Source organism: Bacillus sp. SIMBA_154, from assembly GCF_046536015.1.
In the GTDB taxonomy this organism is placed as follows: Bacteria; Bacillota; Bacilli; order Bacillales; family Bacillaceae; genus Bacillus; species Bacillus pumilus_P.
The window spans coordinates 1-26,468 of sequence record NZ_JAWJBV010000025.1; the positions used below are offsets into that span (position 1 = coordinate 1).

General features: G+C 43.8%; 24 protein-coding genes and 1 pseudogene. 13 read left to right on the forward strand and 12 right to left on the reverse strand.

The features are described 5' to 3' along the window. Nucleotides 1-81: 81 nt before the first annotated feature. The gene (locus R0K30_RS19795) at nucleotides 82-417 is read right to left on the reverse strand and encodes a hypothetical protein (protein WP_230031217.1); all 336 of its coding nucleotides are present in this window, start codon (nucleotides 415-417) and stop codon (nucleotides 82-84) included. 138 nt (nucleotides 418-555) lie between these two features. Then, entirely contained in the window at nucleotides 556-753 is a 198-nt protein-coding gene (locus R0K30_RS19800) for a DUF3967 domain-containing protein (protein ID WP_410612425.1), read from the reverse strand. Between the two features lie 115 nt (nucleotides 754-868). Between R0K30_RS19800 and arr the strand changes: the two genes are divergently transcribed. After that, the gene (gene arr, locus R0K30_RS19805; RefSeq protein ID WP_099726185.1) at nucleotides 869-1,285 is read left to right on the forward strand and encodes an NAD(+)--rifampin ADP-ribosyltransferase; all 417 of its coding nucleotides are present in this window, start codon (nucleotides 869-871) and stop codon (nucleotides 1,283-1,285) included. Nucleotides 1,286-1,349: 64 nt separating this feature from the next. Here arr and R0K30_RS19810 read toward each other — a convergent pair whose 3' ends face one another. From R0K30_RS19810 to R0K30_RS19835, 6 genes are read right to left on the reverse strand one after another with little or no spacing between them, the layout of a single operon-like run. Beyond that, nucleotides 1,350-3,269, reverse strand: coding sequence for a BglG family transcription antiterminator (locus tag R0K30_RS19810; RefSeq protein ID WP_410612427.1), 1,920 nt, complete (start codon nucleotides 3,267-3,269; stop codon nucleotides 1,350-1,352). Then, the gene (locus R0K30_RS19815; protein WP_410612429.1) at nucleotides 3,266-4,150 is read right to left on the reverse strand and encodes an ROK family protein; all 885 of its coding nucleotides are present in this window, start codon (nucleotides 4,148-4,150) and stop codon (nucleotides 3,266-3,268) included. The genes R0K30_RS19810 and R0K30_RS19815 overlap by 4 nt, the downstream gene beginning before the upstream one ends. Before the next feature lie 57 nt (nucleotides 4,151-4,207). Beyond that, nucleotides 4,208-6,871 carry a mannosylglycerate hydrolase gene (gene mngB / locus R0K30_RS19820; RefSeq protein WP_410612431.1) on the reverse strand — a complete coding sequence of 888 codons (2,664 nt, stop codon included), beginning with the start codon at nucleotides 6,869-6,871 and terminating at the stop codon, nucleotides 4,208-4,210. A 28-nt stretch (nucleotides 6,872-6,899) separates the two neighbouring features. After that, a complete protein-coding gene (locus R0K30_RS19825) occupies nucleotides 6,900-8,018 on the reverse strand; it encodes a PTS fructose transporter subunit IIC (protein ID WP_256499248.1) in 1,119 nt (372 codons plus the stop codon). 36 nt (nucleotides 8,019-8,054) lie between these two features. Further along, nucleotides 8,055-8,384 (reverse strand): PTS fructose transporter subunit IIB, encoded by a 330-nt coding sequence (locus R0K30_RS19830; RefSeq protein WP_099726180.1) that lies wholly within the window; start codon nucleotides 8,382-8,384, stop codon nucleotides 8,055-8,057. Further along, complete coding sequence (locus tag R0K30_RS19835; RefSeq protein ID WP_099726179.1) at nucleotides 8,381-8,839, reverse strand: PTS sugar transporter subunit IIA; 459 nt, start codon at nucleotides 8,837-8,839, stop codon at nucleotides 8,381-8,383. The genes R0K30_RS19830 and R0K30_RS19835 overlap by 4 nt, the downstream gene beginning before the upstream one ends. A 242-nt stretch (nucleotides 8,840-9,081) precedes the next feature. On the opposite strand from R0K30_RS19835, the gene R0K30_RS19840 reads away from it, so the two are divergent. Continuing rightward, a complete protein-coding gene (locus tag R0K30_RS19840) occupies nucleotides 9,082-11,748 on the forward strand; it encodes a S8 family peptidase (protein WP_410612435.1) in 2,667 nt (888 codons plus the stop codon). A 107-nt stretch (nucleotides 11,749-11,855) separates the two neighbouring features. Further along, complete coding sequence (locus tag R0K30_RS19845; protein WP_410612437.1) at nucleotides 11,856-12,341, forward strand: hypothetical protein; 486 nt, start codon at nucleotides 11,856-11,858, stop codon at nucleotides 12,339-12,341. 86 nt (nucleotides 12,342-12,427) lie between these two features. On the opposite strand, the gene mmuP is transcribed toward R0K30_RS19845, so the two are convergent. Further along, nucleotides 12,428-13,831, reverse strand: coding sequence for an S-methylmethionine permease (gene mmuP / locus R0K30_RS19850; RefSeq protein WP_410612439.1), 1,404 nt, complete (start codon nucleotides 13,829-13,831; stop codon nucleotides 12,428-12,430). Between the two features lie 46 nt (nucleotides 13,832-13,877). Further along, a pseudogene (mmuM, locus tag R0K30_RS19855) lies at nucleotides 13,878-14,805 on the reverse strand (homocysteine S-methyltransferase). A gap of 335 nt (nucleotides 14,806-15,140) precedes the next feature. Here mmuM and R0K30_RS19860 point away from each other — a divergent pair. The 4 genes from R0K30_RS19860 (at nucleotide 15,141) to R0K30_RS19875 (ending at nucleotide 17,124) form a co-directional block, all read left to right on the forward strand. Continuing rightward, nucleotides 15,141-15,971 (forward strand): YitT family protein, encoded by an 831-nt coding sequence (locus R0K30_RS19860; protein WP_410612441.1) that lies wholly within the window; start codon nucleotides 15,141-15,143, stop codon nucleotides 15,969-15,971. A 97-nt stretch (nucleotides 15,972-16,068) separates the two neighbouring features. Next, a complete protein-coding gene (locus R0K30_RS19865) occupies nucleotides 16,069-16,386 on the forward strand; it encodes a PadR family transcriptional regulator (protein ID WP_099726173.1) in 318 nt (105 codons plus the stop codon). After that, nucleotides 16,379-16,966, forward strand: a complete 588-nt coding sequence (locus tag R0K30_RS19870) for a DUF1700 domain-containing protein (RefSeq protein ID WP_230031226.1) — start codon at nucleotides 16,379-16,381, stop codon at nucleotides 16,964-16,966. Before R0K30_RS19865 ends, R0K30_RS19870 begins: the two co-directional genes overlap by 8 nt. Next, nucleotides 16,963-17,124 (forward strand): hypothetical protein, encoded by a 162-nt coding sequence (locus tag R0K30_RS19875; protein ID WP_180275463.1) that lies wholly within the window; start codon nucleotides 16,963-16,965, stop codon nucleotides 17,122-17,124. Before R0K30_RS19870 ends, R0K30_RS19875 begins: the two co-directional genes overlap by 4 nt. Before the next feature lie 28 nt (nucleotides 17,125-17,152). Here the strand turns inward: R0K30_RS19875 and R0K30_RS19880 are convergent, their stop codons facing one another. Beyond that, nucleotides 17,153-18,370, reverse strand: a complete 1,218-nt coding sequence (locus R0K30_RS19880) for a multidrug effflux MFS transporter (RefSeq protein ID WP_099726171.1) — start codon at nucleotides 18,368-18,370, stop codon at nucleotides 17,153-17,155. A 214-nt stretch (nucleotides 18,371-18,584) separates the two neighbouring features. Here R0K30_RS19880 and R0K30_RS19885 point away from each other — a divergent pair, with 214 nt between their 5' ends. Next, a complete protein-coding gene (locus tag R0K30_RS19885; RefSeq protein ID WP_099726170.1) occupies nucleotides 18,585-19,133 on the forward strand; it encodes a GNAT family N-acetyltransferase in 549 nt (182 codons plus the stop codon). Between the two features lie 365 nt (nucleotides 19,134-19,498). Then, nucleotides 19,499-20,035, forward strand: a complete 537-nt coding sequence (locus tag R0K30_RS19890; RefSeq protein ID WP_099726318.1) for a ribonuclease FAU-1 family protein — start codon at nucleotides 19,499-19,501, stop codon at nucleotides 20,033-20,035. A gap of 39 nt (nucleotides 20,036-20,074) precedes the next feature. On the opposite strand, the gene R0K30_RS19895 is transcribed toward R0K30_RS19890, so the two are convergent. After that, entirely contained in the window at nucleotides 20,075-21,688 is a 1,614-nt protein-coding gene (locus R0K30_RS19895; protein WP_256499252.1) for a S8 family peptidase, read from the reverse strand. A gap of 187 nt (nucleotides 21,689-21,875) precedes the next feature. Between R0K30_RS19895 and R0K30_RS19900 the strand changes: the two genes are divergently transcribed. The 4 genes from R0K30_RS19900 (at nucleotide 21,876) to R0K30_RS19915 (ending at nucleotide 26,366) form a co-directional block, all read left to right on the forward strand. Further along, a complete protein-coding gene (locus R0K30_RS19900; RefSeq protein ID WP_230031231.1) occupies nucleotides 21,876-23,357 on the forward strand; it encodes an amidase in 1,482 nt (493 codons plus the stop codon). Nucleotides 23,358-23,404: 47 nt separating this feature from the next. Then, nucleotides 23,405-23,968 carry a TetR/AcrR family transcriptional regulator gene (locus R0K30_RS19905; RefSeq protein ID WP_099726316.1) on the forward strand — a complete coding sequence of 188 codons (564 nt, stop codon included), beginning with the start codon at nucleotides 23,405-23,407 and terminating at the stop codon, nucleotides 23,966-23,968. A gap of 80 nt (nucleotides 23,969-24,048) precedes the next feature. Next, entirely contained in the window at nucleotides 24,049-25,071 is a 1,023-nt protein-coding gene (locus R0K30_RS19910; RefSeq protein ID WP_099726167.1) for a quercetin 2,3-dioxygenase, read from the forward strand. Between the two features lie 161 nt (nucleotides 25,072-25,232). Then, nucleotides 25,233-26,366, forward strand: coding sequence for a zinc-dependent alcohol dehydrogenase (locus tag R0K30_RS19915; RefSeq protein WP_099726166.1), 1,134 nt, complete (start codon nucleotides 25,233-25,235; stop codon nucleotides 26,364-26,366). Nucleotides 26,367-26,468: the final 102 nt, after the last annotated feature.

Here is a 26,468-nt window from a genome sequence, read left to right on the forward strand (position 1 = left end):
TTCTCTATTATAAAATGAGGAGATGTAAATTTTAAGGAAAAAAATAAAGCTGTCGAGATTTTCTCGACAGCCTGAGCCCTTTTATAAGGGCTTTTCTTTTTTAGCATCGTAATCTTTAATAATTTCAATTGGATCAATTGCATCATCATCTTGTACATATTGCTCTACATAAGGAGTCATCAATTTCTCAAACTGATTTTCATCATCTACTAAAGCAATACAAGTTTCATATCCTTCAAAATCAGATGGGTATAAATTTGCAACAGCACTACCAGTTTTTAAAGCCTGATCTATCGCATTTTTTAATTCCAATAGACCCTTCCTGTTTCCTAAAATCAATGCTTCTCTATGATGAGTTTCTTGAGCATATATATTACACATCTCTAAAATATCATCATCATCCACTTGAATAGACATACAAAAGGCACCTCCAGAGTAAAATTTAGTTAATTATATAATATATAATTCTTGATGCCAACATGCCAAGACCTCAAACGTCTCATTGGCTACTTTATCCTCATTTTCTTCAATCCTGATTAGATCTCCTGCCTAGCATCAATACGCTATTTTCAAAACTGCCACCAACATTTTTTTGTCCTTCTTTTTCCTCCTGCTCTGCTCCGTTGCCGCAATTAATTTTTTAGTTTCTTGAGTTTCTCTTATGGCCTCTAACAGCTTTTTATCTCTTTCAAGAAGATTGCTTTGTATGTATTCTTGCTGTTTTTTCAACTTGCTAGAGGTTACAAATTCCATCTTACTCTCTACTATCATTATACCCCGAATTCAATCTCATTTATAGACTGTTTTCCACCCCTATCAGGCCGTATACTGTTATACGCAAGTCAAAAACGATAGGGGATGTGGCTGTATGAATGATAAGCAACAGGTTTTAGATCCTGGTCCATTTTTTCATGGGACGAAAGCAGAGTTGAAGATTGGAGACCTGCTTGAACCGTTGTATTTATCCAATTATCAGGATAAAAAATCGAACCATATTTATTTTACAGGCACATTAAACGCTGCTAAATGGGGTGCTGAATTAGCAAGGTCTGATGCAAAAGAGAGAATTTATATTGTAGAACCATTAGGCGAGTTCGAACATGATCCGAATTTGACCGACAAAAAATTTCCCGGCAACCCCACACGTTCTTATCGATCTAAATTCCCCCTGAAAATAGTCGCTGAATTAGGTTCGTGGGAAAGACATTCCGATGAAGAAATTCATCATATGCTGTCATCTTTAAAAAAGTTAAGTGAAGAAGGAAAAAATGTCATATACGATTGATGAACCATACATCTAAATAACATGAAGGCCGCCTGATCAACAACTGGGCGGCCTTTGTTCTATTTTATTGAAACAATGCATCCATCAGCTCATCAAATGTTTTTGCTTTCTTGAGTGAGTGAATGCGGTCTGGACTGTCCAGTAAATCGACGGCTTGCTCAAAAAATTGGTTCATGCAGGCAGCGTCATCTTTATGAATGGCTAATAAGAAAATAAGTGATACTTGATCCCCCTGCCAGTTAATCGGCTGTTTCAGGCGTGCGATGGCTACGCAGGAGGTGCCTTCATTTGTGATGAGCGGGTGCGGCATGGCAATTCCTCTGCCAAGATAGGTGGACGACATTTGCTCCCGCTCAAGCACCGAGGATCGAAAAGAAGATGATACAAGCTGATGCGCCTCTAAACGGCTGCATAGCGTGTCTAATACCTCATCTTTGCTTGATAAATGAGCATCCAATAAAGTCAATCGTTCTTGGAAGAAGCCCATCAGCTCTTTGGAGGGTGAACCGTGTCCGTTTAATAAATGAATGACCTCACTCACGCGCTGTACATCATGATGTTCAAAAAAGGCGTTGACCTGAATCATCGGTTTTCCCTTTGATGCTAGCGGGACGGTTGTGATGATGACATCACAGGGCAAAGAGGTGCTAAATGCATAATCTTGATAAGAATAGAGCTCGACAATCTCAAGTTCATGCTGAAAGGCGGCCTTCAATTTAATTTCAAGCAGTCTTGCCGTCCCTAGTCCAGATCCGCACACGATAATGGCTTTCTTTTTTTGCGAGGTGCCGAGCTGACTTCTTTCAAATGAAGCAGCGATATGCAAGGCAACATATGCGGCCTCGTCTTCATTTGGTGTACGCACCAGCTGTAAAGCATTCAGTCCGCTGACAGCCAAGTCAAACGGGTAAGGATAAGACGCTTTGATCTCATGCAAAAGCGGGTTTTGTAAGGACACGCCGTATTGGATTCGATTTAATAATGGCTTCATATGAAGCATCAAGTCTTTCCGCAGGATGTCATCATCAGCAAAGCGATGTCCGCTTGTTCTTTCAATGTACTGGAGAAATACCGTAACCGCCTGCCGTACTTCCTCTGTCGTTTGATGCTGGTCAGCTTCTTTCCACGTTTGATTCGCCAAGAGATGCATCACTAAGTAATCTGTTTCATCCTCTGACAAGGTAACATGAAAAGTGTCGCTTACTTGCTGAGTGATTTTTTCGGCAATTTTAGTGAACACTGGCGACCTTTGTGTGCGTTCGGTGCTGGCGGATATTCTCTGTTCTTTTCGTGTTTGCTGAATCGCAATGGCTAAATGAATAACTAAATTTTTTAGGGCAATGTCTTTAATGAGTAATGATTCCTGATACAGATTCGTCAGCACAATGGACCGAATGGTTTCAAGAGAAATATCAGGAAAATGAAGCTGCTCCCGCTCGGTGATATTTGATAGCGCAGGCTCTTCCTCAAGCAGCAAGTCTGCATAGCACGTTCTTTTTTGCAATTCGTCTCCCTCAACCTTTAAGCCAAAGCCAGGCTTTGATACAAGGGTCATGCCGTAACGGGCTAATAGTTCTCGTCCTTTTTTTAAATCACTGCTGACCGTCATGCGGCTGATAAACAGCTCTTCAGCCAGTTGATCAATTTTTAAGTAGTCAGATTGAAGCAATAGTTTTCTCATCATAAATCGTACACGCTCTTCTGGCATGACGGGTACTAGAGAGCGGGCAGGAAGCTTCTGTTGATGAAGCCAAAGCAGGAAAGCGTCTTGGTCACTCGTTAAGAGAGTGTATCCTCTCCCGCGGATGGTCTTAATGATGGCCCCGGCTTCCTTTAATAGCTCATTTGCTTCTTTAATTAAATTGCGGATGGAGCGGTCAGATAAGCGAAAAGAGGCAGTTAGCTCCTCCAGCTTCACGAACCCTTTCGTTTCAAATAGCCGCTGAATGAGCTGATAGGTTCGAGTATCTGCCGTCATCATCATTGCGCCGCTCCTTGTGCCTGTAAGGTATCAGTACCAAGAGCGATTGCACCCATTAAACCAGATAATCCGTCAAAGGATGGCTTTGTGATAATTTCATTTAAAGGCTTTGGCAGTTGCAAATACCCATGAAGCCGCTTCTCTGTTTCATCAAGAATGAGCGGCAGCATAGCTGGCTGTTTCATCACACCTCCGCCAAGAATGATACGCTCTGGTGAAAGAGTGAGTAATAAATTGGCGGCCATTTGCCCGAGGTAGTAGGCATGAAGTGACCAGGCAGGATGATCTTCTGGCAGCATTTGTGCCAATGTATGATAGCGTTCTTCTATGGCGGGTCCAGATGCCAGTCCCTCTAAACAATCATGGTGAATAGGGCAGCAGCCGCCATAGGTATCATGAGGATGGCGCTGGACTGTGACATGGCCCATTTCTGGATGCAGCAATCCATGAATGAGGCGATTTTCAATATATGCACCGCCGCCTATTCCAGTTCCAACGGTGATGTAAACCAAAGAAGCAGGATTTTCTGCTTCAGTCGAAAAACGGGCTTCCCCGAGCGCTGCACAGTTCACATCAGTATCAAGCTTCATAGGGAGCCCGAGCGCTTGTTTTAAGGTAGAGAGTAATGGAAATTGGCGCCACGCTGTTTTTGGTGTGTCTAAAATCGTCCCATAGCTTGGGCTGTGTTCCTTCACATCGACCGGCCCAAACGCCCCAATTCCAAGTGCATCGACTGGATGCTCTGTAAAATAATCGATCACTTTTTGGCATGTTTCATCTGGATTCCCTGTTGCAAAGGAAGTCATGTGTTCAATCGTTCCGTCTGTTTTTCCGTAGCCGCAGACAAATTTCGTACCGCCTGCTTCAATGCCTCCAATTCTCATGATCAATGCCCTCCATTAAAGAGGGACGGAATCCAAATGGATCCCGCCCCTACATGTTCATTTTTTCTTTACAATGTAGGTTTGTACCTGACAAGGTGTGAGCGGTTCAATCTGTAATGATCCATGTTGTGCTTTGAGTATATGTCCTTCAGGTGTTTCGCCTAAATTCGCTGTTTCTCCGTGTTGTAGAGATGAACTATTGATTGAAGCGGCTGTTTGACGCGTTAAATATGGATTGAAGAGACGGATGACAATGCCTGTTCCATGCTCTTCCTTTTTCAAGGCGCTTAGAACGGCTCCGTCTGTTTCAATGTCAAGCAGGCTATAAGTAGATTGTAAGTCTTCTTCTTCATCTCGGAAAGAAAAAATTAAACGACCGTTTAAAAAGTCTGCCCGCCCGTAGCATTGAACTGGGGTGGTATACCGCTTGGCAAGCAGCGCTAAGTGTCCTTCGCTTACTGCTTCTTGGCTATAGTGCATGCCAAATGAGAACGATAGCGCGCCTTGAAGCTGAGCGTCAGGTGTCTCAACGATTTTTTCCCCAGATGCCCGGCCAGGACGGTAAAGAAGATTTTCTTTCCCCATCTTTCCGAAACATCGGAAGAGGGTGTAAGCAATCGTTGTGTAGTCTTCGCCTGTGATTTGGTATTCTCTCACACAGTCGGTCAAAAGAGTGACGCCGTAGGCTTCATCACGAAGTGCAACAAATGATTGCATCGGTTCAATGGTGATCGGCTTTTCTTCCCAATGCTCATTGCTCCACCATTCAAGCTCTTGCGTCAGCTCTGTTGGACGTTCGATTGTGCCAAACTGCTGATCGCTCAGTGATACTTTTGATGCAATGGCTGTATCAAAGAGTACACGCAGACGATGGTCTAACGCATGGTTGTCGACATCAACATGAAAACGGATGACAGCCTCATCTTTATTTAACGCCACCTTCGCTGTGATTGGGAGGGAAGTCGTGACCTTTTGCTCCGATCGTTCCTTTAAGTCATACGGGACAGTGAGATGAAGCTGGATGGTAAGCTCCTCCTGTAACCCGCTTTTAGACACTGTGATGCCTGCTGATGAGATATCTTTAGACGATACATAAAGATCCTCACGCGGTGGTGAATAGTTGTAGGAATCCCCATCGTCTCCATTGTCTTCAAAGATCATTTGCTCAGAGAATGTTCGTCCTGTTTGTTTATCAGTGATCTCGAGTGACCCATTGTCATTTGCCGCAATGCGGTAATACGTATTTTCAATGACACGGCCCTCTGTTTGTTCCCATACGGATTCGCTTGATTCATCGAAGACCATGCTGACTTGTGTATAACCAACTGATGGTAAATCGATTGCTTCAATGATCAGAACGGCTTTCCATACTTGTTTTGGCATGTACACCTCTTTGCTTGGATTAAGAGAAATTTGCTGTGCCAAGACATAATCAGTGACATCGGTTTTGCTTTTCACCGTGTAGTGAAGAGTTCTTCCGTTTGCGTCTTTTAGCGTAAAAGGACGTTCCGTGATAAAGGTTTCGACTTCAATGACTTCAGAACGCTTTGAAGGCAATGTATTAAATAAAGTGAACGTGATTTCTTGCTCTGTTTGCAGTCGAATGGCGATGAGACGCATGTGTAAATCGACAAGGTTCTCGGCGATTTCTTTTGCCTGCTTGTAGCGGAAGAAGACGTCTTGATTCGTCGTGTCACTATTACAGCCGCCAATGCTGTCGTGCGCTGCATTCTCAAACATGAGGTACCAAATATCACGAACGGTGTCATGCGGATAATCGTGCCCGAGTGAATAGCTGATCGTTAAGATGGGTTCCATCACATTAACGAGATAGTTTTCAATTTGATTGTTTAAGATTTTTAAATCTGCTCTTGTTGAAAAAATAGATTTATGAATCCGCATATGCTTCGCATGAATGAGCTCTCCTTGTAATGTGTCAAAAGGCGTCCGCTCTTTTTTCACCGCTGCAATGTAATCTTCTAGACTGCTGATTTGATAGTGATGCTCGTCAAGTTCATTGGCTTTTTCTAATAAGTCAGGCAGATTTTTGCGGATAGGTGCCTGGTCAAAGCCGTTTGGAAAATAGACATTTTTTGTGGTCGCCTTTGCTTGCAGCGCACCGATTTTTTCAGACATAAAAGCTTGTAATTCCTCATCCTTCTCAGGAATATTTCCACCGTAGTAGTAGCCAAATGGCAGGTTCACTGCAAAGACTTCACTGCCATCAGCGCCTCGCCAATTGAATTCTGTATGATTCGTCATATGGTCAGAAACGCCACGCCAAAATGCTGTATCTACAATGCCAAAGCCTTGATAAATTTGAGGCATTTGTGCGGATTGACCGAAGGAGTCAGGGACATAACCGACTTTCATGACATGGCCAAACTGCTGACAGCGCTCAATTCCATATTGCAGGTTACGTACAATCGATTCACCTGAAATGACGAGCTGATCGGTTTGTGTATACCATGGGCCGATGATGAGGCGTTTAGCCGTGACGAGCTTTTTGATTCGATTTTCATCCTCTGGACGCCATTTGAGGTAATCGTCCAATAAGGATGCCTGGGCATCGAGCATGAAGTAATGGAACCTTTCATCTGTTTCAAGGGTGTCTAAAATGTCCATTACGCTTTTCATTAAGTAGATACGGGAGCGGGAGGTGGTGAAATACCATTCCCGGTCCCAGTGTGTATGTGGAATCACATGTACATTGACAGTCATTGATCAACGACACCTTTCTTTGTTCAAATTATCCTTCTAGCACAAGGTCAAAATCGTCTTCTTCTTTCTGCTTCTGATCATGTTCGGGCTTTTGAGGCTCTTTTTTCTCAGAGAAATTTACAAGCAGGTTGGCGCCAATACCGATAACGAGTGCGCCAGTAAGAGCACCGATTAAATAAGCCCACCAGTTTCCAACTGAGAAGAACCCATATAGTCCACCAATTGGCGGCATGATGTCATGGACACCTAATAATGCAGCTACCCCGCTTCCAGCAGCACAAGCGACGACATTCAGCGGAATCAATTTCAAAGGATTGACGAGGGTAAAAGGAATCGCTCCTTCTGTAATGCCGATAATGCCCATGACCAAGCCGCCTCGTCCGGCTTCTCTAAAGGTTGGGGAGAAGTTGCGTTTTCGAATCAATGTCGCAAGTCCGTACCCAAGCGGCGGAATGACAATCGCAATATTGACGAGAATAGCAGGGAGGTAAACACCTGACAGGAAAAGGGCGTTACCAGCCATCCAAGCGGATTTATTTACCGGTCCGCCAAGATCGAATCCAATCATCGCGCCTAAAATCAAAGCGAGCGCGAGTGTGCTTGTTCCGTCAGCGACCATGCCTTTGATCCATTCAATTAATGCCGTGTTCAAAGCGCCTAATGGCCCGCCCAGCAGAACGGACATGAGAAGTCCGGTTAAGCCAACGGTAATGAGCGGCAGGATGAGCAGAGGGACGAGCCCTGCTGCAGAGCCTTGTATTTGAATTTTTCTTTTCACAAAAAGAGCAACATATCCTGCGAAGAATCCTGCAATGACGGCACCAATAAATCCAGCATTTGTTGAGCTGGCGAGGGCACCGCCGATAAAACCGGCCGCAAGACCTGATTTATCCGCAATCGAATAGGCGATAAATCCAGCGAGCAGGACGTTCATTAAGCCAATACCTGTCCAGCCAACCTGCTCCATTAAATAGGCGCCGTGTAAAATGCCGCCAGCATCCTTATAGGTGTTTAAATCTGAAACACCAAACCCTAACCCGACTAGTTTTGCTAAACCAACGATAAGTGAGGCACCGATGATCACAGGAAGAATATAAGAAATACCGGTCATGAGATGGCCTTCAATGACTTTTAATTTTGCTTTCATTTTGCTTTGCTCCTTTCTATATGGCATTGCTCACGTTTATTGAGATTCAGATTTTTTCTTTTCAACAAGTGCTACGGCTTTTGTGATGATTTGCTCGGCATTTTTTAAGGCGCGTCCGATCTCGACACGTACTGTGGGAATGCCTGAGAAGCGTTCTGCATCGTTGATATGCTGATTGGAGGCAATGATACAAAGGTCTGCCTGTCTTGCTTCCTCTGCTGTAATGCCATTCACCTGTCCCATAATGCCTTGCTGCTCGATTTTGATCTCGTGTCCGAGCTGTTTACCTGCATTCTCTAATGCTTTTGCTGCCATTGGTGTATGAGCTAACCCTGCTGGACATGAAGTGACACCGACAATTTTCATTGTGTAATCCCCTCTTTCAATTGTTGTTCAATGACTTCGTAATAATAGTCAGCTGTTTGACCAGGTTGAATCTTTTCGATGAAAGCAGGCTCCATTAAGCTAGTGGCAATGCCTGACAGTAGTTTCAGATGCGTGACATTTGCCTCTTCTAGTGGAACCAGCAGTGTAAATAAATAGCTCGTCGGTAAATCGTCGAAGCTTCCCCATTCAACGGGCTGTTCAAGTTCTAAAAAGAGAAGTGAAGCCGTTTGTACAGTGGAGCTTTTTGTATGAGGAATGGCAAAGCCTTGCTGAAGTCCTGTTGAGACTTCGTCTTCGCGTTTCAACAAATCTGCTAATAACCTCGACTGATCGTTTGTAATATGAAGGTCTTCAGCTTTCTCGGAAATGTATTGTAAAATCTCATTCTTTGATTGACCGTTTACTTGTGTGAAAACATGATCTTTTTGGAACAAGCTGATCCCTTCTCTCTTGTTTGTTAAGCGCTTACAAGTTGATTGTAATGTACTTTTCGACATGGTTAAATAGCATCATTTTCCGTTTGAAATGGCAAAAAGTTTATGAGGCAATAAGTCTTGCTGTCTGATTATCTCAAATCCTAGCTTAAAACGAGTTTAATTATGTGAAAAACAGATTCTACCAAATGTCTTTCTGTGATATTCTTCCAAGGTATCGTAAAAGATAAGGGGGTCTTTTCATGTTCAAAAAGCAGGTCAAATCCTGTGTGATCGTACTCATGGCCATCATTTTATGTATGGCAGCATTACCTGGATACGATGCAGCAGCTGCCAGTAAAGGAACAAATGTCAATGAAGCCATTGGATTGAAAAATGGTGAAGTCATCTCAGGTGCATTACAGAATGAAAAGGAAGAGTCATGGTATCAAATTACGCCACCTGCACAAGAGGTGGCAAAACATACGCATATGAAAATTTCTGTAAAAAGTAAACAAATGTTGTCCATATCGGTCTATCCAAGTAAGGACAGAGCGATGAAGGATGACACTTATTCCAGATATCGTGTGGACACAGCAAGCGGAGAGACAGAGATCGACTTCCCGCATGCATGGTCAGGTCCTTACTTTGTCAAAGTGCTCTATTTAGGTTCGGAGGAAGACAGCCGTGATGAGGAAGAGGATGCGGCATATACAATCGGGTATAAAGGAGCCAATCTTCCGCCATCTGAACCGATTTTTCCTGAAGAAGAAGAGCCTGGAATCATTATTATTGAGAAAAAGTATGGGCGTGAAATCCTTCAATCCATTCGTACGATCGAAGATAAACGTTTCAATGAAACAGCAGATGGTCAGAAGCTCGCTCGTTTACTTCAAAAAACAAAGCCGTTTCTCAAATCGAAGCTGATCAAACATCAAAAAGAGCAGCAAAAGGTATACAATCATCTGCTTACATTAAAATCACTGCTAAGTGACATAGAGAAAAATGGTGCATTCAGCGGTCATATCGTCACAGAGAAAGAACAACAGGCGATCCGCTCCCTTTTTAATATGCTCAAAGAGGCAAGTCCGGCATATTTAAAGAAGGAATTAGAAGCAGTGAGTCAAAAAATTGGAATCGATCAGCTTGAAGGAAAATCGGTCGGTTATGTACTAGAGAAGCAAAAGCTTGTAAAAGAAGAAAAGGTCAAAACGAACAAAATCATTTTTAAATTAAAGGATGGCCAAACGCTTCAATCAGCGAAAAAGAAGATGAAAAGCTATGGAATCCAAGAAAATCGTGTGACATCGCAGTCAGTGAGTCCTTTATTTAAAGGAATGTATGTCTATGATGTGCCAGCAGGGCAAGGATCAGCTGGAAATACACTAAAAGCAGGCAAAGCCGTCATCAAAAGCACTGCAAGAAAGCTATCCAGCATGCCGAATGTTGAATTTGCAGAGCCTGTGCAAACCTATCGTGCGTTTAGCAATGATGTGCAGTATGGTTACCAGTGGCCGCTGAAAAACAGTGCACAAAACAGCGGGAAAAAAGGCGCCGATGTGAAGTTTGAACAAATGAATACACTAATTGGCACAAGCAAAATGAAGCAAACGTTAATTGCTGTTGTGGATACAGGTGTCGACAGCCGTTTGACAGATTTAAGCGGAACCGTTCGTACGGATTTAGGTGCGAATCTCATTGGACGAAATAAAGATGCGATTGATGACAATGGACACGGTACTCATGTAGCAGGCATCATTGCTGCAAAAGCCGATAATCATTACTCGATGGCAGGGCTGAACCAACATACGGGCATTATTCCGGTCAAGGTGCTGGATGCCTATGGATTTGGAGATACAGAGCATATTGCTCTTGGGATCAAGCATGCGGTGGACAAAGGCGCAAAGGTCATCAACATGAGTCTTGGCGGCTACTACAGCAGGGTCATTGAATATGCTATGAACTATGCTGCACAAAAGAATGTACTAGTGGTCGTGGCGAGCGGAAATGATGGCATTCCAGAAATGGGCTATCCTGCGACTTCAAAATACGCAATGGCGGTTGGCGCAAGCAACCGCATGGATATTGCCGCTGAGTTCTCAAGCTATGGCAAAGGACTGAGCATGTCTGCACCGGGTTCTGATATTCCAAGCTTAATGCCGGATGGGAATGTCTCCTACCTTAGCGGGACATCAATGGCTACACCATATGTTGCAGCAGCAGCAGGATTACTGCTTTCTAAAAATCCATCCTTAAAACCAAATCAAGTGAGGAATATTTTGCAAAGTACAGCCGATGATATTTCCTTTACATCTGTTGATGGAAAAGATGACGTTTTCTATGACGAAAACGAGGAGCCAATTGTCGATCCGAAAATTCCGGGTATCGATTGGATGACAGGACATGGCAGACTGAATGCATTTGCCGCATTAAGTGCTGTTGAACTGAATGCATCTGTCAACAAAGTAGAGGATCAGCATCAAAAGGTGACAGGAAAAGCGAAAGCAGGTGCTGCTATTTCTGTGTATAGAGGCAAGACATTACTCGGAAAAGGCACGGCAAGCAAAAAGGGAACCTTTAGTGTGAAGATCAAGCATCAGAACAAAAACAAAGTGCTGCACATCAAGATTTCTAAAGGAAAGGCCGCGACTTCTCTCAAAACAGTCGTGAAAAAGGGCAAAGCACCTGCTAAGCCGAAGGTAGGTAAAGTAACGGTCAAAAGTAAAACGGTCAAAGGGACTGCGGGTGCAGGCTTGACCATTAAAGTGAAAAACAAATCAAAGAAAGTCATCAAAACGGTGAAAACCAATAGTAAGGGTGCATTTACTGCCCAAATCAAGCCGCAAAAAGCAAAAACCGTCTTATACGTGACAGCTTCCGATGTGAGAAAAAGAGAAAGTAAAGCGGTGAAAGTTGTCGTGAAAAAATAGCTTAAGTGCTTCCCTTTCTAAAAAGGGAAGTTTTTTTGGTTTGTTACTGGAAAAATACCAATTACTGTCGATAGTAATAAAGTAGGAAAAAAAAGGAGGATTTATAGATGAAAAAAATCTTGTTTGCATTCTTTCTATCATTGCTTCTCGTATTCCCAAGCTTTGCACATGCAGAGGAAACAGGAGCAGTACCAGCATCTGTACAAGTAACAAGTGTCACAGCAGCAGATGGTGGAAAGGTGAATTACGGATCTGGCAGCAAGTATCGAGTGGGTTCCTATCATCCAGCTGTTTTTAAAGGAACATTAAAAGATACGAACGGAAACCTCATGGCTAATCAGCCAATCCAGCTTTATTTTGAAGCAGCCATCAAATCATTGGCCCAAACAGCGACAGGCACAACGGATGAGAATGGACAATTTTCACTGACGATCCAAGTTCCTTCAGGTGCAGGCTACCGTACGTACAACAATGCAGGCTGGTCTACACATTATTACGATATCGTTCCAGTGACGTTCACTTCAAACGACATCAAGCTTTCCTCAAATGTCACAAGTGTGTATCATTTGGCATATACATTACGCAATCGTTAATACGGTAAAAAAAGACGACTTGGCTGCAGCCTTGTCGTTTTTTTTCATAGAAAAAGATGTCAGCTAGTGACATCCTGAACCTGGTGCTAGACACCAGATTCTTCTCGTTTTTTGCGAATCCAAGCCGTCACGTAATATGCAGCATAGCAGAGCGCGATGAAAGGAATGCCGCAGATGAGGGCAATCCGCTGATTTGGATCAAAGGCAATGCCGATCACAGATGCAAGGCACAGGAAGAAGGCAGCAATCGGAACCACTGGATAGAGCGGGGTTCGAAAGGATAAATCATGAAGCTGTCCGCCATCCTGTAAAAATTTTTTCCGAAACATGAACTGTGAGGCAGCAATCCCCATCCAGACCACAACAACGGCCAGTCCAGAGATCGAAACAAGAACAAGATACACCGTTTCCGGTGCGATGACACTCGATAGCAAAGAGAGAATACCGCCGATCATACTTAAAATGAGTGCATTCAAAGGAATTCCCTTTGATGTCAATTTCGCTAGCTTCTTAGGCAGTGTCCGTTCCTCAGAAAGTGACCAGAGCATGCGAGATGACGCGTACAGTCCCGAGTTGGCGGCTGATAAGATCGCCGTCAAAATGACAAAATTCATGAAATCTGCAGCATAAGGAATACCGATCCGATCAAAAACCACGACAAATGGACTTTTGATCACCCCGGCTTCTTCCACTGGAATCAAGCCGGCTAAAACAATGATCGTTCCGACGAAAAACAGGACGAGACGCAGCACGGTCGTTCGAATCGCCCGCGGGATGGTCTCATCTGGATTGACGCTTTCACCCGCAGCAATGCCAATTAATTCAGTACCCGAAAAAGCAAAATTGACGGCAAGCATGGTCATTAAAATCGGTAAAAATCCGTTTGGGAAAAGTCCGCCTTCTCCAGTAAAGTTAGAAAAGAACGGAGCGGCCTCGCCACCTTTTAATGGAATCAAGCCAAACATTGCAGCTCCGCCAAGAATAATAAAGAGAATGATCGCCATCACTTTAATACTAGAAAACCAAAACTCTGATTCTGCAAAGAATTTGACTGTAAATGCATTAAGTAAAAAGATGATAAGAGCAAAAACACCACTCCACATCCAAACCGATGTGTCTGGGAACCAGCGCTGCATTAAAAGTCCTGCCGCTGTAAATTCCGAACCAAGTGCGACTGTCCACGTCAGCCAGTAAAGCCAAGCGACCGTATAGCCCGTGCCAGGACCAATGTATTTTGTTGCATACGTATGAAAAGCCCCTGTAACCGGCATTGCGACAGACAGCTCGCCTAAACAGAGCATCACAAGATACACAATTAATGCCCCGACAAGATAGGCAAGAATCGTTCCTGCAGGTCCCGCTTGGCTGATGGTATACCCTGAGCTTAAAAAGAGCCCTGTTCCAATGACGCCGCCTAACGAAAGCATGAACAGGTGCCGGCTCGTCATTTTTCGTTGATATTGTTGTGACTGATCTTTTGCTTGTTCCATGTCTTCCCGCCCTTTTGCTTAGAAGTATGTGAGTTGATTCATGTTGCTACGATGTTGTCCGTTTGAGGATGTCAGTAATATCTTCTGGTGTCGTCCGGCAGCAGCCGCCGATGATGCGCGCGCCGTCTTTGTACCATTGATGCGCACATTCACCAAACGTATGATGAGACGTATCTACGCTCCATACCTTTTCTTTAGGATCGTATAATTCACCTGAGTTTGGATACACCACAATCGGTTTGCTCGTTCCCTTTTTCATCTCTTGAATGAGAGAAGAGATGAATTGCGGCGGTGTACAATTCACGCCAACAGCAGCAATCTCTTCATACGGCTCAAGTGCTTGTACACATTCTCTCAGCAAATCACCTTCACTAATGTGCAGGTCATCCTTTGCGCTGAAGGTGATCCAAGCATACACACCGCTGAATTCATCCCGCAGCAGTTTTTGCTTCAACCAGACAAGGAATCGTTTCACACGCAAGAATATCTGCACCAGCCTCGACTAATGCCTGAATTCTTGGTCGGTGAAAATCAATGAGTGCCTGCTCTGTGAGTCCGTAATTTCCCTTATATTCTGAACCATCAGACAAATAAGCGCCGAATGGCCCCACAGATCCAGCGACAAAGGGTTTTATCCTTCCTTCACGACGCGTTTCATCCTGCCAAAAAAGATCGCGTGCATCTTTCGCTAAAGTGACAGATCGTTTCATGAGTTCAATGGCTTCTTCTTTTGAATAGCCTTTTTCTGCGAAGCCATCAATCGTTGTTTGGTAGCTGGCGGTTGTTGCACAGTCAGCACCTGCTTGGAAGTAGTCCAAGTGAACTTGCTGAATCAATTCTGGCTGTTCAATGAGTATTTTGGCTGACCATAAACGATCGTTTAAGTCACAGCCCTTTCGTTCAAGCTCCGTTGCAAGTGCGCCATCTAAAATCAAAGGTGCGTGAGCCTGTAAACGGCTTTGAATAGGGTTCATAGGAATAGAACAACCTCCTTTTTTGATCGGAAATGATGGGTATGATATGAGGCAGTAGTTTAAATGACTAAAGTGTTTTTGTCAAGGAGAGGAAAAAGCATATCATGGCGGAAAAATCCTGAAAACAAGCGGGTTTTCGTGCATAAACATGCAGTTAAAATAATAGAAAACCAAGTCATTGACAGCCTCTAAAAAGAGATATATATTATGGAAAGGTTCATTTCAGAAAGCTTCATCAAAAGGCGCTGTCTTTTGATTTTATTTTGTCCAACGACAGTCTTCTTTCGTGCAGAAAGAGGGTTTTTTATATGCTTAAAAAAGGAGGAAAGAAGAAAATGAAAAAATGTGTAAAAGATATTGCAATGATTCTTGTTGGTTCTTTTTTATTTGCCGCAGCTGTGAACATGTTTGTCATTCCGCTTGAATTTGGTGAAGGCGGTGTAACGGGGCTGTCCATCATTTTTTATTATATGTTTGAAATTGCACCATGGCTGACGAATCTTGTGTTTAATGCCATCTTATTGCTGGTGGGGTATAAATACTTGGACAAGAAGACCACAATTTACACAGTGGTTGCCGTCGCAAGTAACTCCCTATTTCTACACCTGACCACAACATGGGTCGTGAATGTACATGAATTGATCATTGCAGCGATTTTCGCAGGAATTATCATCGGTATTGGAATTGGTCTTGTGCTAAGAGCAGGCGGTACAACGGCGGGTTCTGCTATTCTCGGAAGAATTGCCAACAAGTATTTAGACTGGAACGTGAGCTACGCCATCTTGTTCTTTGATCTCATCGTTGTATTTGCTTCTTATTTTATTATTGGTGCGGAAAAATTAATGTTTACCATTGTGATGCTTTACGTGGCCACAAAGGTGATGGACTTCGTCATAGAAGGACTCAACACGAAAAAGGCGGTCACGATTATTTCTTCATGCAAAGATGATATTGCCGAAGAAATCAATCACACCCTTGACCGAGGCGTGACGATTTTAAACGGCCGCGGTCATTATTCAAAGGAATCGAAGGAGATTCTCTACGCAGTCATTCAAAAGCAAGAGCTCATGCGCTTAAAGAAAATTATCAAGAAAATTGATCGAGACGCATTCGTTGTTGTCCATGATGTGCGGGATGTGTTTGGAGAAGGATTTGTGAATATATAAAAACGAAAAGACCCAAATCGGGTCTTTTTTTATGCTTTATACCTCTTGTCACACAATACTATGTATTGTATAGTATAAATGGTTAGGAGTTGTAATCATGAATGCACAATTAAAAAAAGGGTTGCTGGAATTTTGTGTACTGGCGGTATTAAAGAAAGGCGATTCCTATGGTTATCAAATCATTAAAGATATGTCCCATTGTATTGAGATATCTGAATCAACATTATATCCGATATTAAAGCGGCTAGAGCAAAACAATTATGTAGAGACCTATTCCCAGGAACATAACAGTCGATTAAGAAAGTACTACCGGATGACAAAAAGCGGCAGGGAGCATATGGCGCAGTTTTTAGAGGAATGGGATCAGGTGATGGCGATTTACGACTTTATTTCTGGAGGACAGGGCAATGAATAAAAAAGAATTTTTAGCCAGCTTAGAGAAGCACCTGCATCGTCTAGGCGAAAAAGAAAGTGAACGGTTTATCGAATACTACGATGAGATGATCGAGGATTATCAGGAAGATGGATACAGTGAACAGGAAGCGGTTCATCAAGTCGGGCAGCCTGCCATCATCGCTGAAGGAATTATGAAGGAACAAGGAATGAAAACTGCTCAGGTACCGACGTTTGGAGAAAAAGCCACAAGACTCTCCATTCTCATTTTAGGCTTTCCGTTATGGGGCAGTATTTTAGCAACAGTCTTCCTGCTGATTCTTTCTGTGTATATGGTGATTTGGTGCATTCCGCTCGTGACAGGTACAGTGACGCTGATTGGTCTGCTTGGAGGTTTTTGGAGCATCATTGGTTCTCCATTTATTTTTCAGGACGGTTTGCATGTGGTGGTGACGCAGATTGGCGTTGGTATTCTTCTATTAGGTGTTGGATTATTATGCGGCATAGCCACGGTGTATTTGACAAAGCTATTTGTGCATTTGACTGTTCAAACCACTAACGCATTCATGGGGATGTTTAGAAAAAAGGTCGTGAGAATATGAACGTGAATGAATTAAAGAAACAATGCTTCAAATGGGGTATCATTTTCACCGTTGTCGGAGGAATTGTCATGGCAATTGGTTTTGCGCTATCAGGCTTTGATGTAGATGCATATCACACAAATGACGAGCACAACGTGTTCCGCACCATCAATTGGTAGACGGTCATTATGAGATGAAAAAACCCGCTTATGCGGGTCTTTTTTTCGCTCGGGCAACAAAGAAGAAATAACAACAAAGTGCGCCAAGTTCACAAAGCATAATAATCAGGCCCATTGGAAAGGCCGTTTGGCTGCCGGCTAAGCCGACAAGAGGTGTCATGCATGCGCCTAGCAGCATTTGCGCGACACCGATGAGGGCAGCAGCACTCCCTGCATGCGCACCGTGGTGCTGCATCGCAAGAGACGGTGCAGAGGTGCCGACAATCCCAACGCTTGAGACAACAAAAAATAGCGGAATGAGAATGCCATACAATCCTGCATCAATGGAAATCATGATAAATAGGGTGACGCCGCCTAGGGCAGCTGTCAGCAGTCCGATGCGAAGGACTTTCTCTTCTCCGATTTTTGCAGCGACACGGGCAAATACTTGTCCAGCTGTGATAATGCCAAGACTATTCACCGCAAAGGCAGCACTAAATCCTTGTGGAGAAAGGTGAAAAAGATCCTGGAGCACAAACGGTGAGCCAGAAATATAGGCAAACATCGCTGCGAATACAAGACCTTGCGAGAGAGCATATCCAACAAAGAGACGGTCACTCGCTAAAATTTTCATGGCACCAACAATCTGTTGAAAGCCTCCGGTCTGTCTGCGCTCCGCAGGTAAGCTTTCCTGTAGTGAAAACATTGATCTGACCAGCATCAAAGCCCCAAGGATTCCTAGTAGAACAAATACACCCTGCCATGTTGTGAAGCGTAAAATCTGTCCGCCCACAATCGGTGCCGCTGCCGGAGCAACTCCGTTGACTAGCATTAGCAGTGCAAAGAATTTCGTCATCTCTGACCCTTCATAATGATCTCGTACGATGGCTCGTGCAATCACAATACCTGCTGAACCAGCGAGTCCTTGAATCAGCCTTAAGAGAATGAACGTCCAAATCGATGTGACCACTGTACATAAAAGAGATGCTGCTATAAAGATGAGTAAGCCAATCATCAGCGGCTTTCTTCTCCCGATCGTATCACTGATCGGTCCCGCAATCAGCTGTCCAAGCGCGAGTCCAATCAAACAAGCCATGAGACTTAATTGGGACAAAGCCGTGCTTGCTTCAAAATCCCGGGCGATATTAGGCAAAGCAGGTAAATACATATCCATTGCCAGCGGTGCAAGGGCTGTTAAAGAACCAAGCAATGCGGCAAGGAGAAATCGATTTTTTTTCGATTCTTGGGGATAAGATAAAGAACTCATATGATGACAACACTCCTCGTATACTTTCTCAAATCAGCATAATGAATCAAGCGTTCCTTTTCAATGAAAAATTTCGAAAGCCGATTTCGGGCAAAATGATTGATCTTTCGAATGAGACTCTTTACATTGAATGAGTAGAGAAAAGAACGAGATCATCGGCATGCATTGATTACATGATACGTATATCGATCCATAGACAACAGGAGGTGCTGACATGAAGCAGAAAGAGTTGATGATTCGCCCAGCAGTCAAAGAAGATCATAAGGCCATCAGGCACGTGCTGATCAAATCATACGCACAGTATGAACCTCAATTTACAGAAGAAGGCTGGCAAAATTATTCTGCAGCACTTGCAGCAGCTGTAGATAATCCGAACATGGAGCTCATGCTTGTAGCTGAGCTTGAGGACAAGGTTGTGGGGACGCTTCAAATGTTCCGGTCATCTGAACAAGCGTATGACAAACCTGAAATGGGCATTACATCAGCCATTGTCCGGTTTTTAGGAGTAGATCCTGATGTCAGGGGAAAAGGAATCGCAGAGTCATTGTTACGTAAAAGTATTGAACTGACGCAATCATGGGGCGAGAATGTCCTGTATCTTCATACATCTGATAAAATGCAGGCCGCCATTCGTCTATATGAAAGAATGGGCTTTGAGCGTGCACTTGATAAAGAATTTGTGAATCAAAATGGGACGCATGTGAAGAGCTATCGATATGTGATCCAGAAAGAACAGCCGGCTGGTTCATCACATCACGCGTAATAAAAGGAAGAGCAAGTCCTTCAGGGACAGCTCTTCCTTTTTCAATTTACGCCCACAATACAAGCGCCCAATATGATACCCCCCACGAGAGTAAACCGAACATGACAAAGAATTTTAACATGCGCTTATAAGGGGACAGCTTTCGTTCTATCTTCGTTTTCACCTGCCGCCAATAAAGGGCATAGCCGCAAAAATGAGGATGATTTGTCCAAGCTTTGTAAGGTTTTCAAGAATCGTGACTCCGTTCATTTAATTCACCTCATCATAGGTCTTCCATAAGTAAATACAGCAATCCTTTATTTCTTCAAAAAAAATCGGTGTATACTGGAAAGAGAGAACCTAGATGCAGAGGGAGTTGTGACATTTTGTTTTCGCTACAAGCGGATCGTTGGGACGAAGTAATCGAGAGAAAAATCAAATACGATCAGAAAGTTGTGGAACATACCTGTCAGCTGTTAGACGCACAGGGACAGCAGGCTGTGCTGTTTCACAAGATAGAAGACACGTTTATGATGAGGGCAGGCGATGGTGCTCTGACCATTCCAAAAGGGAGCTATACGACCGCCTATTATTGGAAGGATCGTCCTTACAATTTATATTTCTGGAGGAATGATCAAGGGAAGGAACTTGGGTCTTATTTTAATATTGTGGGAGATACACGGTTCAACGGCCAGCTGGTCATGTTTGAAGATCTCATTGTTGATCTTCTCGTTCTTCCGAATGGTGATTTCTTTGTGTTGGATGAAGATGAGTTGCCAGAGAGTTTAACGGATTTTGAACACGGTTCAGTGCGCCGGGCATTAGAGGGTGTGATGGCTTCGTTAGAAAGCTTACTTGATCAAGTGAGGGCAGATGCCAAAGGAAAATATCATCACAGCTTGTTCGAGTCGATGTTAAAATAGAAAAAACGATTCCTTTCAAGCGAGGAATCGTTTTTTCTGTTAAACCTTGATACGGTTTAATCGTTTTTGTAAACTGGTTTTCGTTTTGGAGGCTTTTAGCTGTTTGACAGCACTTTGAGCCGATGCTTTATTTTTCTTTGTCCGTTTGGCTTCAGCTTTTTTGACCTTTTGTTTGGCGTCTGTCACTTTCTTTTGATAGGCGACTTGTTTTTTTACCTTGTCGAGACGGTTTTGCAGGCTTGTTTTTTCTTTGCCTTTGTTTAGCTTTTTGATGGCCGTTTGGGCGCTTTTAATGGCGCCCTGCGTTTTGTTTTTTTCGGCTTTTTTGACCTTTGCACGTGCGGAACGGATATCGATGGTTGCTTGTACTTTTTTCACCCGTTCTGTGAGTGCTGTTTTTTGTTTGCTTGCAGTGAGTCGGCCGATTCTCGTTTTGGCTTGATCGACATCTGCCTGCTTTTTAGATGTTTCGGCTTTTTTGACAGCGCTTGTCGCAGCCTTTAAAAAGGTTGATTGCGGAACATATTGCACGCGGCCATAGCCGAATTGTGAATCCTTTCCTTTCGCACCAAGATCCACTGTATAGCTGCGCAATAAGGTGCGAAGCTGTGCATTTGTTTTCTTCGGATGAAGCTGCTTTAACAGCGCCAGCATTCCTGTGACATGCGGTGCAGCTTGTGATGTACCAGTTGCATACCAATATTCATTTTTCAAATAAGTGCTGATGACGTTCTCGCCAGGGGCAGAAAATTCGATCCCTTTCCCTGTATTGGAGATAGACGCGAGTTTGTCTTTGGCAGTTGTTGCGGAGACAGCAATGACGCTATTGTATGCGGCAGGATAGCTAATATCATTCTTCTTCCCGTCATTTCCGCTTGCAGCAACCACCAGCAGTCCTTTTTTGTATGCTTCATCTACAGCTGAGCGCAAAATCGGAATATTATCTTCAAAGCCTAGACTTAGATTGATGATGTCCATCTTATTGGTAATGGCCCAATCGATGCCTCGAAGCAGACTGTATAAGTCGCCTTCTCCCTTTTTATCTAACACTTTCACAGCATACAGCTTCACGCCAGAAGCGACGCCGACTGTGCCATAATCGTTATTGAGCGCCCCAATAGTGCCAGCGACATGTGTTCCATGTCCTTCATCATCTTTATAAGAGGATGTGTAATTCACGAATGACTTACCGCCGGCTACCTTTAAATCCTCATGTGGGAAAATACCAGTATCTAAAACGGCTACTTTCACATTTTTACCTGTGACGCCTTCTTTGATCGCTTGCTTTACATTTAGCTTTTGCAGGTTGTACGACTTTTGTACCAATGCATCCTGGCCAGTAGCACCTGCGTTTTTTTTCACGGTAGAAGAAGCGAGTTTGACTTTCACATTCTTTGAGACATAAGCGATGTTAGGGTCTTTTTTGAATGAGGTGACCGCTTGTTCATCTGCTGTCACAGCGACAGCGGGAAGGTGTATGTACTGTGCGTTCACTTTTTCACTTTCTTGAATAGCGGTTTGCTTCCCTTTTTGATTTTTATAGACGATGATAACATCTGTTTCTTTTGGCGGTGCAGCTGCCTGCGAATGGAAGGGCAAAGCAGTTGTCAAAGCAAGAAGAAACGCGATGACCACGAATATTTTCTTTTTCAAGGCAATGGCTCCTTGCATACGAGATGACCTCCGTCTTTTTTTCTTTATTATATCGGAGAAATCAGATGGATGGTTAGAAGAATCATAGTCTTGTCAGAAAGTTTTTTTGCAAGTAGCCTGAAATTGAAATTCATACAATTCTAGTAGACAATAGAGAGATCATAATAAGAGAAAGAAGGACATGCCGATGAACGTAAAAGAGTATATGACGTATGATGCGACTGGCCTGGCAGCACTTGTACGGAAAAAGCAGGTAACACCTGAGGAGCTTGTACATGCCGCATTTGCTAGATTGGAGGAGGTCAATCCAGAACTAAATGCGGTGATCCAGACAAGACATGATCAAGTGTTAAAAGACATGAAGCAATTAGATATGGATCAGCCGTTTGCGGGTGTTCCGTTTGTGCTGAAAAATATATCGCAAGGGCTGAAAAATGAACCGCTGACAGCAGGTGCTATGCTGCTAAAGGATGTAAAGGCGAAAACGGACTCCCACTTTGTCCATCGATTGAAGCAGGCTGGGCTCCTTATGATCGGCCATACAAACACACCGGAATTCGGTTTGAGGAATGTGACAGAACCCGCTTTATATGGTCCAACGAGGAATCCTTGGAACGCCGCGCATTCCCCGGGCGGTTCAAGCGGCGGGACGGCTGCGGCTGTTGCAAGCGGTATCGTTCCTGCGGGCGGAGCAAGTGATGGCGGAGGATCCATTCGTATACCCGCATCCTTTACGGGTTTGTTTGGACTCAAGCCAACACGAGGTAGGACGCCAGTAGGTCCAGGTGCAGGAAGACAGTGGCAGGGTGCTTCCATTGACTTTACACTCACAAAAACAGTTCGAGACAGTGCAGCTCTTCTTGATCTGCTTCAGGTCATTCAGCCAGAAGCAGCTTTCCAAACCCCGTTATACGACGGCAGCTACCAAGAGGATCTGGTGAAACGTACCTCTTCAATGCGAATTGCTTACAGCGTAGAATCTCCAGTTGGCACAAAGGTCAGTGAGGAAGCGAAGCAGGCAGTACTGCAAACGGTGAAATGGCTGAGTGAGCAAGGGCACCAACTAGAGGAAGCGAAACCGGCAATCGATGGTATTCATCTGATGCAGCAATATTACGTCATGAACAGCGGAGAAATGTCTGCATTATTCACTTCCTTGGCTCGTTCACTAGGGCGTCCAGTGAAGCCCGAGGAAACAGATATCGTGGCATGGGTGCTGGCGGCGGCTGGAAAGAATGTGACCGCTGCCGCCTATACAGAAAGTCTTGATGCGTGGGATATGGCCGCAGCACAAATGGCCGCATTTCATCAAACCTACGATCTTTATGTGACACCAGCTACTGCCTATTCGGCTCCAAAGATTGGTGAGCTTATGCATTCGGATCAGGAAATAGCCGCACTTTTACGTGTGTCTTCTCTTTCCATGCAAGCGCAGCAGGATCTCATTTATGACATGTTCCTAAAGAGTCTGACCTACACTCCATTTACACAGCTTGCCAACTTAACAGGTCAGCCTTCTATGAGTGTTCCTGTTCATCTCACTGGGGCGGGCATGCCTTTAGGTGTACAGGTGACAGCGCCTAAAGGAAAAGAGGACTGGCTGCTCAGACTTGCAGTTGAAATGGAGACTTCCTCGATTTGGAAAGGGACAAACCAATTAAATGAATAACACGATGAAATCGACTTTGGGTCTATGGAGGGAAAGGGGTGTCACACGTGAGTACGAAGGACAAAGTCATTCAAACGGCCGCACTTCTTTTGCGTAAACAGGGGTATCATGCGACAGGATTGAATCAAATCATTAGAGAGAGCGGCACGCCTAAAGGATCTCTTTATTATTACTTTCCAAATGGAAAAGAAGAGCTAGCCATAGCAGCTGTTGAATATATTAGTCAAAAGGTCATCAATCGAATTGAAGAAAGCTTTGCCTATTCGGATGACCCATATATCGCCATCGATCGTTTTATGACAAACATTATTCAAGGATTTATGGAGCAAGAAAGTGAAAGAGGGATTCCGATTGTCTTGCTGGCGGCAGAGTCAAAACCAGAGCATACAAAGCTGCATGATGCTTGCAAACAAGAAATGATCCGCTGGCAAGAGCTTGTGAAAGAAAAGCTGATGAACACCGGTTATGAAGAAAACAAAGCCGATGAGCTGGCTTCTCTCCTTCATTCAATGGTGATCGGAGGTCTATCGATGACCACTGCTCTCAAGCAAACGACACCTTTAGAACACGTGAAATGTTACCTTAGACACTTATTTATGCGAGAGGAGTAAAATCTCTCGCATATTGTCTATCTATTATATCAATTGGTCTATATAATAAAGATAGTCAATTAGTCATGAGGAGTGATGGGATGTCGGAGCAACCGCAATCGATCAAGCAATCCGAAGGTACCTCTTTTTATACCGTGTCTGGTTCGGGAAAGCTGTATGGTTTGGAGAATCAGCTTGTTCATGTGCTGGCAGAAGCAAATCAAACGAATCAACTGTTTGAGCTTGTCTTAATCACAGGTGGGAAAGGAGCTTATTTTCCGCTGCATTGTCATGAGACATTATTTGAAACCATCTTTGTGCTCGAAGGTAAGCTTGAGGTGATGCTGGACGGTAAAAAATATATGGTGACAGCGTGCGATTATATTCATATTCCGCCTAAAACAATTCATGGCTACAGAATGCATAGTCACAAAACAAGGTTTATTTCGTATACATTGGGCGGACAAATGACAGATATCTATCAGCAAATTGGGAAAAGGCTCTTGCAGAATGAATGGCCGATGACCGATCAAACCTTTGATGCAGACTGTTTTCAACAAGCTGAAAAAGAAAGCGATCTCATGCTGATGCACGGAATCAGAGAGCTATCGAATACAACCAAGCCCTCAGTGTTATTTCATAGTCAGCTCCCTCATTCAGTGCAGCCTTATGTATTAGAGGCTGGTGAAGGGAAGCAATACATCATTGATGGTCAGCTTCATGAGCTGATTGCGACAACAGAAACAACAGGAGGCGGATTCAGTCATTTTGTGATAGAAGGGACGAAAGGAAAATATTTTCCTCCGCACTATCATCAAGTGCATACAGAAGCACTCTATTGTGTTGAAGGGAAAATGAACCTTCATTTGAACGGAGAGGATATTTGTCTAATGCCGGGTGACTTTGCCTATATACCACCGGATACCATCCACGCTTATGAATTAGTGTCTCATTCAAATAAATTTCTGATTTTGCTGCTCCCTGGAGATATTGAGCAATTATATGAACAGTTTGAAGAATCTCAAAGCCCAAGTATGTGTCCTTATTTTATTCACGAAGGGAACCTGATGATCGATCGGGAGACATCAGCTCAATATGATTTGTATTTTCTCGAAAAAGAATGAGTGTGTAACGCGTTACACATGTTCCATCAAAAGCCTGTCGAATCAATCGACGGGCTTTTTCGCCTTTCGCCTTCGTGACATATATTCCTGATCTGATGAATGAACTGTCCATTCAAGGTGAAGATAAGGGAAGATGACTCGAGTGAAAGGAGGAAATGCATGTGAGAGCTGTTACCTATCAAGGAAAAAATCGCATTGCAGTGAAGAAAGTAGATGCGCCGTCTATTCAAGATCGTGAAGATGTCATCGTTCGGATTACATCAACAGCGATTTGCGGCTCGGATTTACATTTGTATCAAGGGAATTTCCCGCTTCCTATCGGCTATGTGATTGGGCACGAGCCGATGGGAATTGTGGAGGAAGTTGGGCCGGATGTTACGGCGGTAAAAAAGGGAGATCGTGTTGTCATTCCATTTACGGTTGCATGTGGTCAATGCCAGTATTGCCATCATCACTTAGAAAGCCAATGCGACCACTCAAACCCGCATTATGATTCGGGCGGACTTTTTGGATATAGTGAGAAATTCGGGAATTATCCCGGAGGACAGGCTGAATATTTACGCGTACCCTTTGGAAACTATACCCCGTTTAAGGTACCGGATGATTGTGAGTTAGAGGATGAACAATTATTGTTCTTATCAGATGTCCTGCCAACTGCTTATTGGAGCGTGGAGCACGCAGGAGTGAAAAAAGGCGATACGGTCATCGTGTTAGGCTGTGGACCTGTTGGGTTAATGGCACAGCAATTTGCTTGGCAAAAAGGTGCAGAGCGGGTGATCGCCGTCGATTATATTGATTACCGCCTGCGGCATGCAAAACGGATGAGCGGTGTAGAAGTATTTGATTTTACAGAAGATCCCGATATGGGAGAAACATTAAAGGAGCTCACCAAGGGCGGAGCGGACGTTGTCATTGATTGTGTAGGAATGGACGGGAAGAAATCGCCGCTTGAAAAAATTGAGCAGAAGCTCAAACTGCAAGGCGGAACGATTGGACCGATTCAAATTGCCACAAAAGCTGTTCGAAAATGTGGAACAGTTCAACTGACTGGTGTGTATGGAGGGCTGTACAATATGTTCCCATTAGGCGCTTTTTTCGCAAGAAACGTCACGCTGAAAATGGGACAGGCCCCGGCAAGAGGGTACATGACAAAGCTCTATCAAAAAGTGACAACGGGTGAAATTGATCCTAGAGCGATCATCACACATCAATTGCCATTAGATGATGCCGCACATGCTTACCAAATATTCAACGAAAAACAGGATGATTGTATAAAGGTCATCTTAAAGCCATAAAAAAGAAGGCTTAGGAATTCTCCTAAGCCTCAGGCTGTCGAGAAAATCTCGACAGCTTTATTTTTTTCCTTAAAATTTACATCTCCTCATTTTATAATAGAG

Bases quoted from the DNA above. Each gene is read 5' to 3' on its own strand.
- R0K30_RS19885 (WP_099726170.1), top strand. From the start codon at position 18,585: ATGAAGCAGAAAGAGTTGATGATTCGCCCAGCAGTCAAAGAAGATCAT.
- arr (WP_099726185.1), top strand. From the start codon at position 869: ATGAATGATAAGCAACAGGTTTTAGATCCTGGTCCATTTTTTCATGGG.
- R0K30_RS19900 (WP_230031231.1), top strand. From the start codon at position 21,876: ATGAACGTAAAAGAGTATATGACGTATGATGCGACTGGCCTGGCAGCA.
- mngB (WP_410612431.1), bottom strand. From the start codon at position 6,871: ATGACTGTCAATGTACATGTGATTCCACATACACACTGGGACCGGGAA.
- R0K30_RS19865 (WP_099726173.1), top strand. From the start codon at position 16,069: ATGAATGCACAATTAAAAAAAGGGTTGCTGGAATTTTGTGTACTGGCG.
- R0K30_RS19795 (WP_230031217.1), bottom strand. From the start codon at position 417: ATGTCTATTCAAGTGGATGATGATGATATTTTAGAGATGTGTAATATA.
- R0K30_RS19830 (WP_099726180.1), bottom strand. From the start codon at position 8,384: ATGAAAATTGTCGGTGTCACTTCATGTCCAGCAGGGTTAGCTCATACA.
- R0K30_RS19810 (WP_410612427.1), bottom strand. From the start codon at position 3,269: ATGATGATGACGGCAGATACTCGAACCTATCAGCTCATTCAGCGGCTA.
- R0K30_RS19870 (WP_230031226.1), top strand. From the start codon at position 16,379: ATGAATAAAAAAGAATTTTTAGCCAGCTTAGAGAAGCACCTGCATCGT.
- R0K30_RS19845 (WP_410612437.1), top strand. From the start codon at position 11,856: ATGAAAAAAATCTTGTTTGCATTCTTTCTATCATTGCTTCTCGTATTC.
- R0K30_RS19910 (WP_099726167.1), top strand. From the start codon at position 24,049: ATGTCGGAGCAACCGCAATCGATCAAGCAATCCGAAGGTACCTCTTTT.
- R0K30_RS19840 (WP_410612435.1), top strand. From the start codon at position 9,082: ATGTTCAAAAAGCAGGTCAAATCCTGTGTGATCGTACTCATGGCCATC.
- R0K30_RS19800 (WP_410612425.1), bottom strand. From the start codon at position 753: ATGGAATTTGTAACCTCTAGCAAGTTGAAAAAACAGCAAGAATACATA.
- R0K30_RS19860 (WP_410612441.1), top strand. From the start codon at position 15,141: ATGAAAAAATGTGTAAAAGATATTGCAATGATTCTTGTTGGTTCTTTT.
- mmuP (WP_410612439.1), bottom strand. From the start codon at position 13,831: ATGGAACAAGCAAAAGATCAGTCACAACAATATCAACGAAAAATGACG.
- R0K30_RS19825 (WP_256499248.1), bottom strand. From the start codon at position 8,018: ATGAAAGCAAAATTAAAAGTCATTGAAGGCCATCTCATGACCGGTATT.
- R0K30_RS19815 (WP_410612429.1), bottom strand. From the start codon at position 4,150: ATGAGAATTGGAGGCATTGAAGCAGGCGGTACGAAATTTGTCTGCGGC.
- R0K30_RS19875 (WP_180275463.1), top strand. From the start codon at position 16,963: ATGAACGTGAATGAATTAAAGAAACAATGCTTCAAATGGGGTATCATT.
- R0K30_RS19880 (WP_099726171.1), bottom strand. From the start codon at position 18,370: ATGAGTTCTTTATCTTATCCCCAAGAATCGAAAAAAAATCGATTTCTC.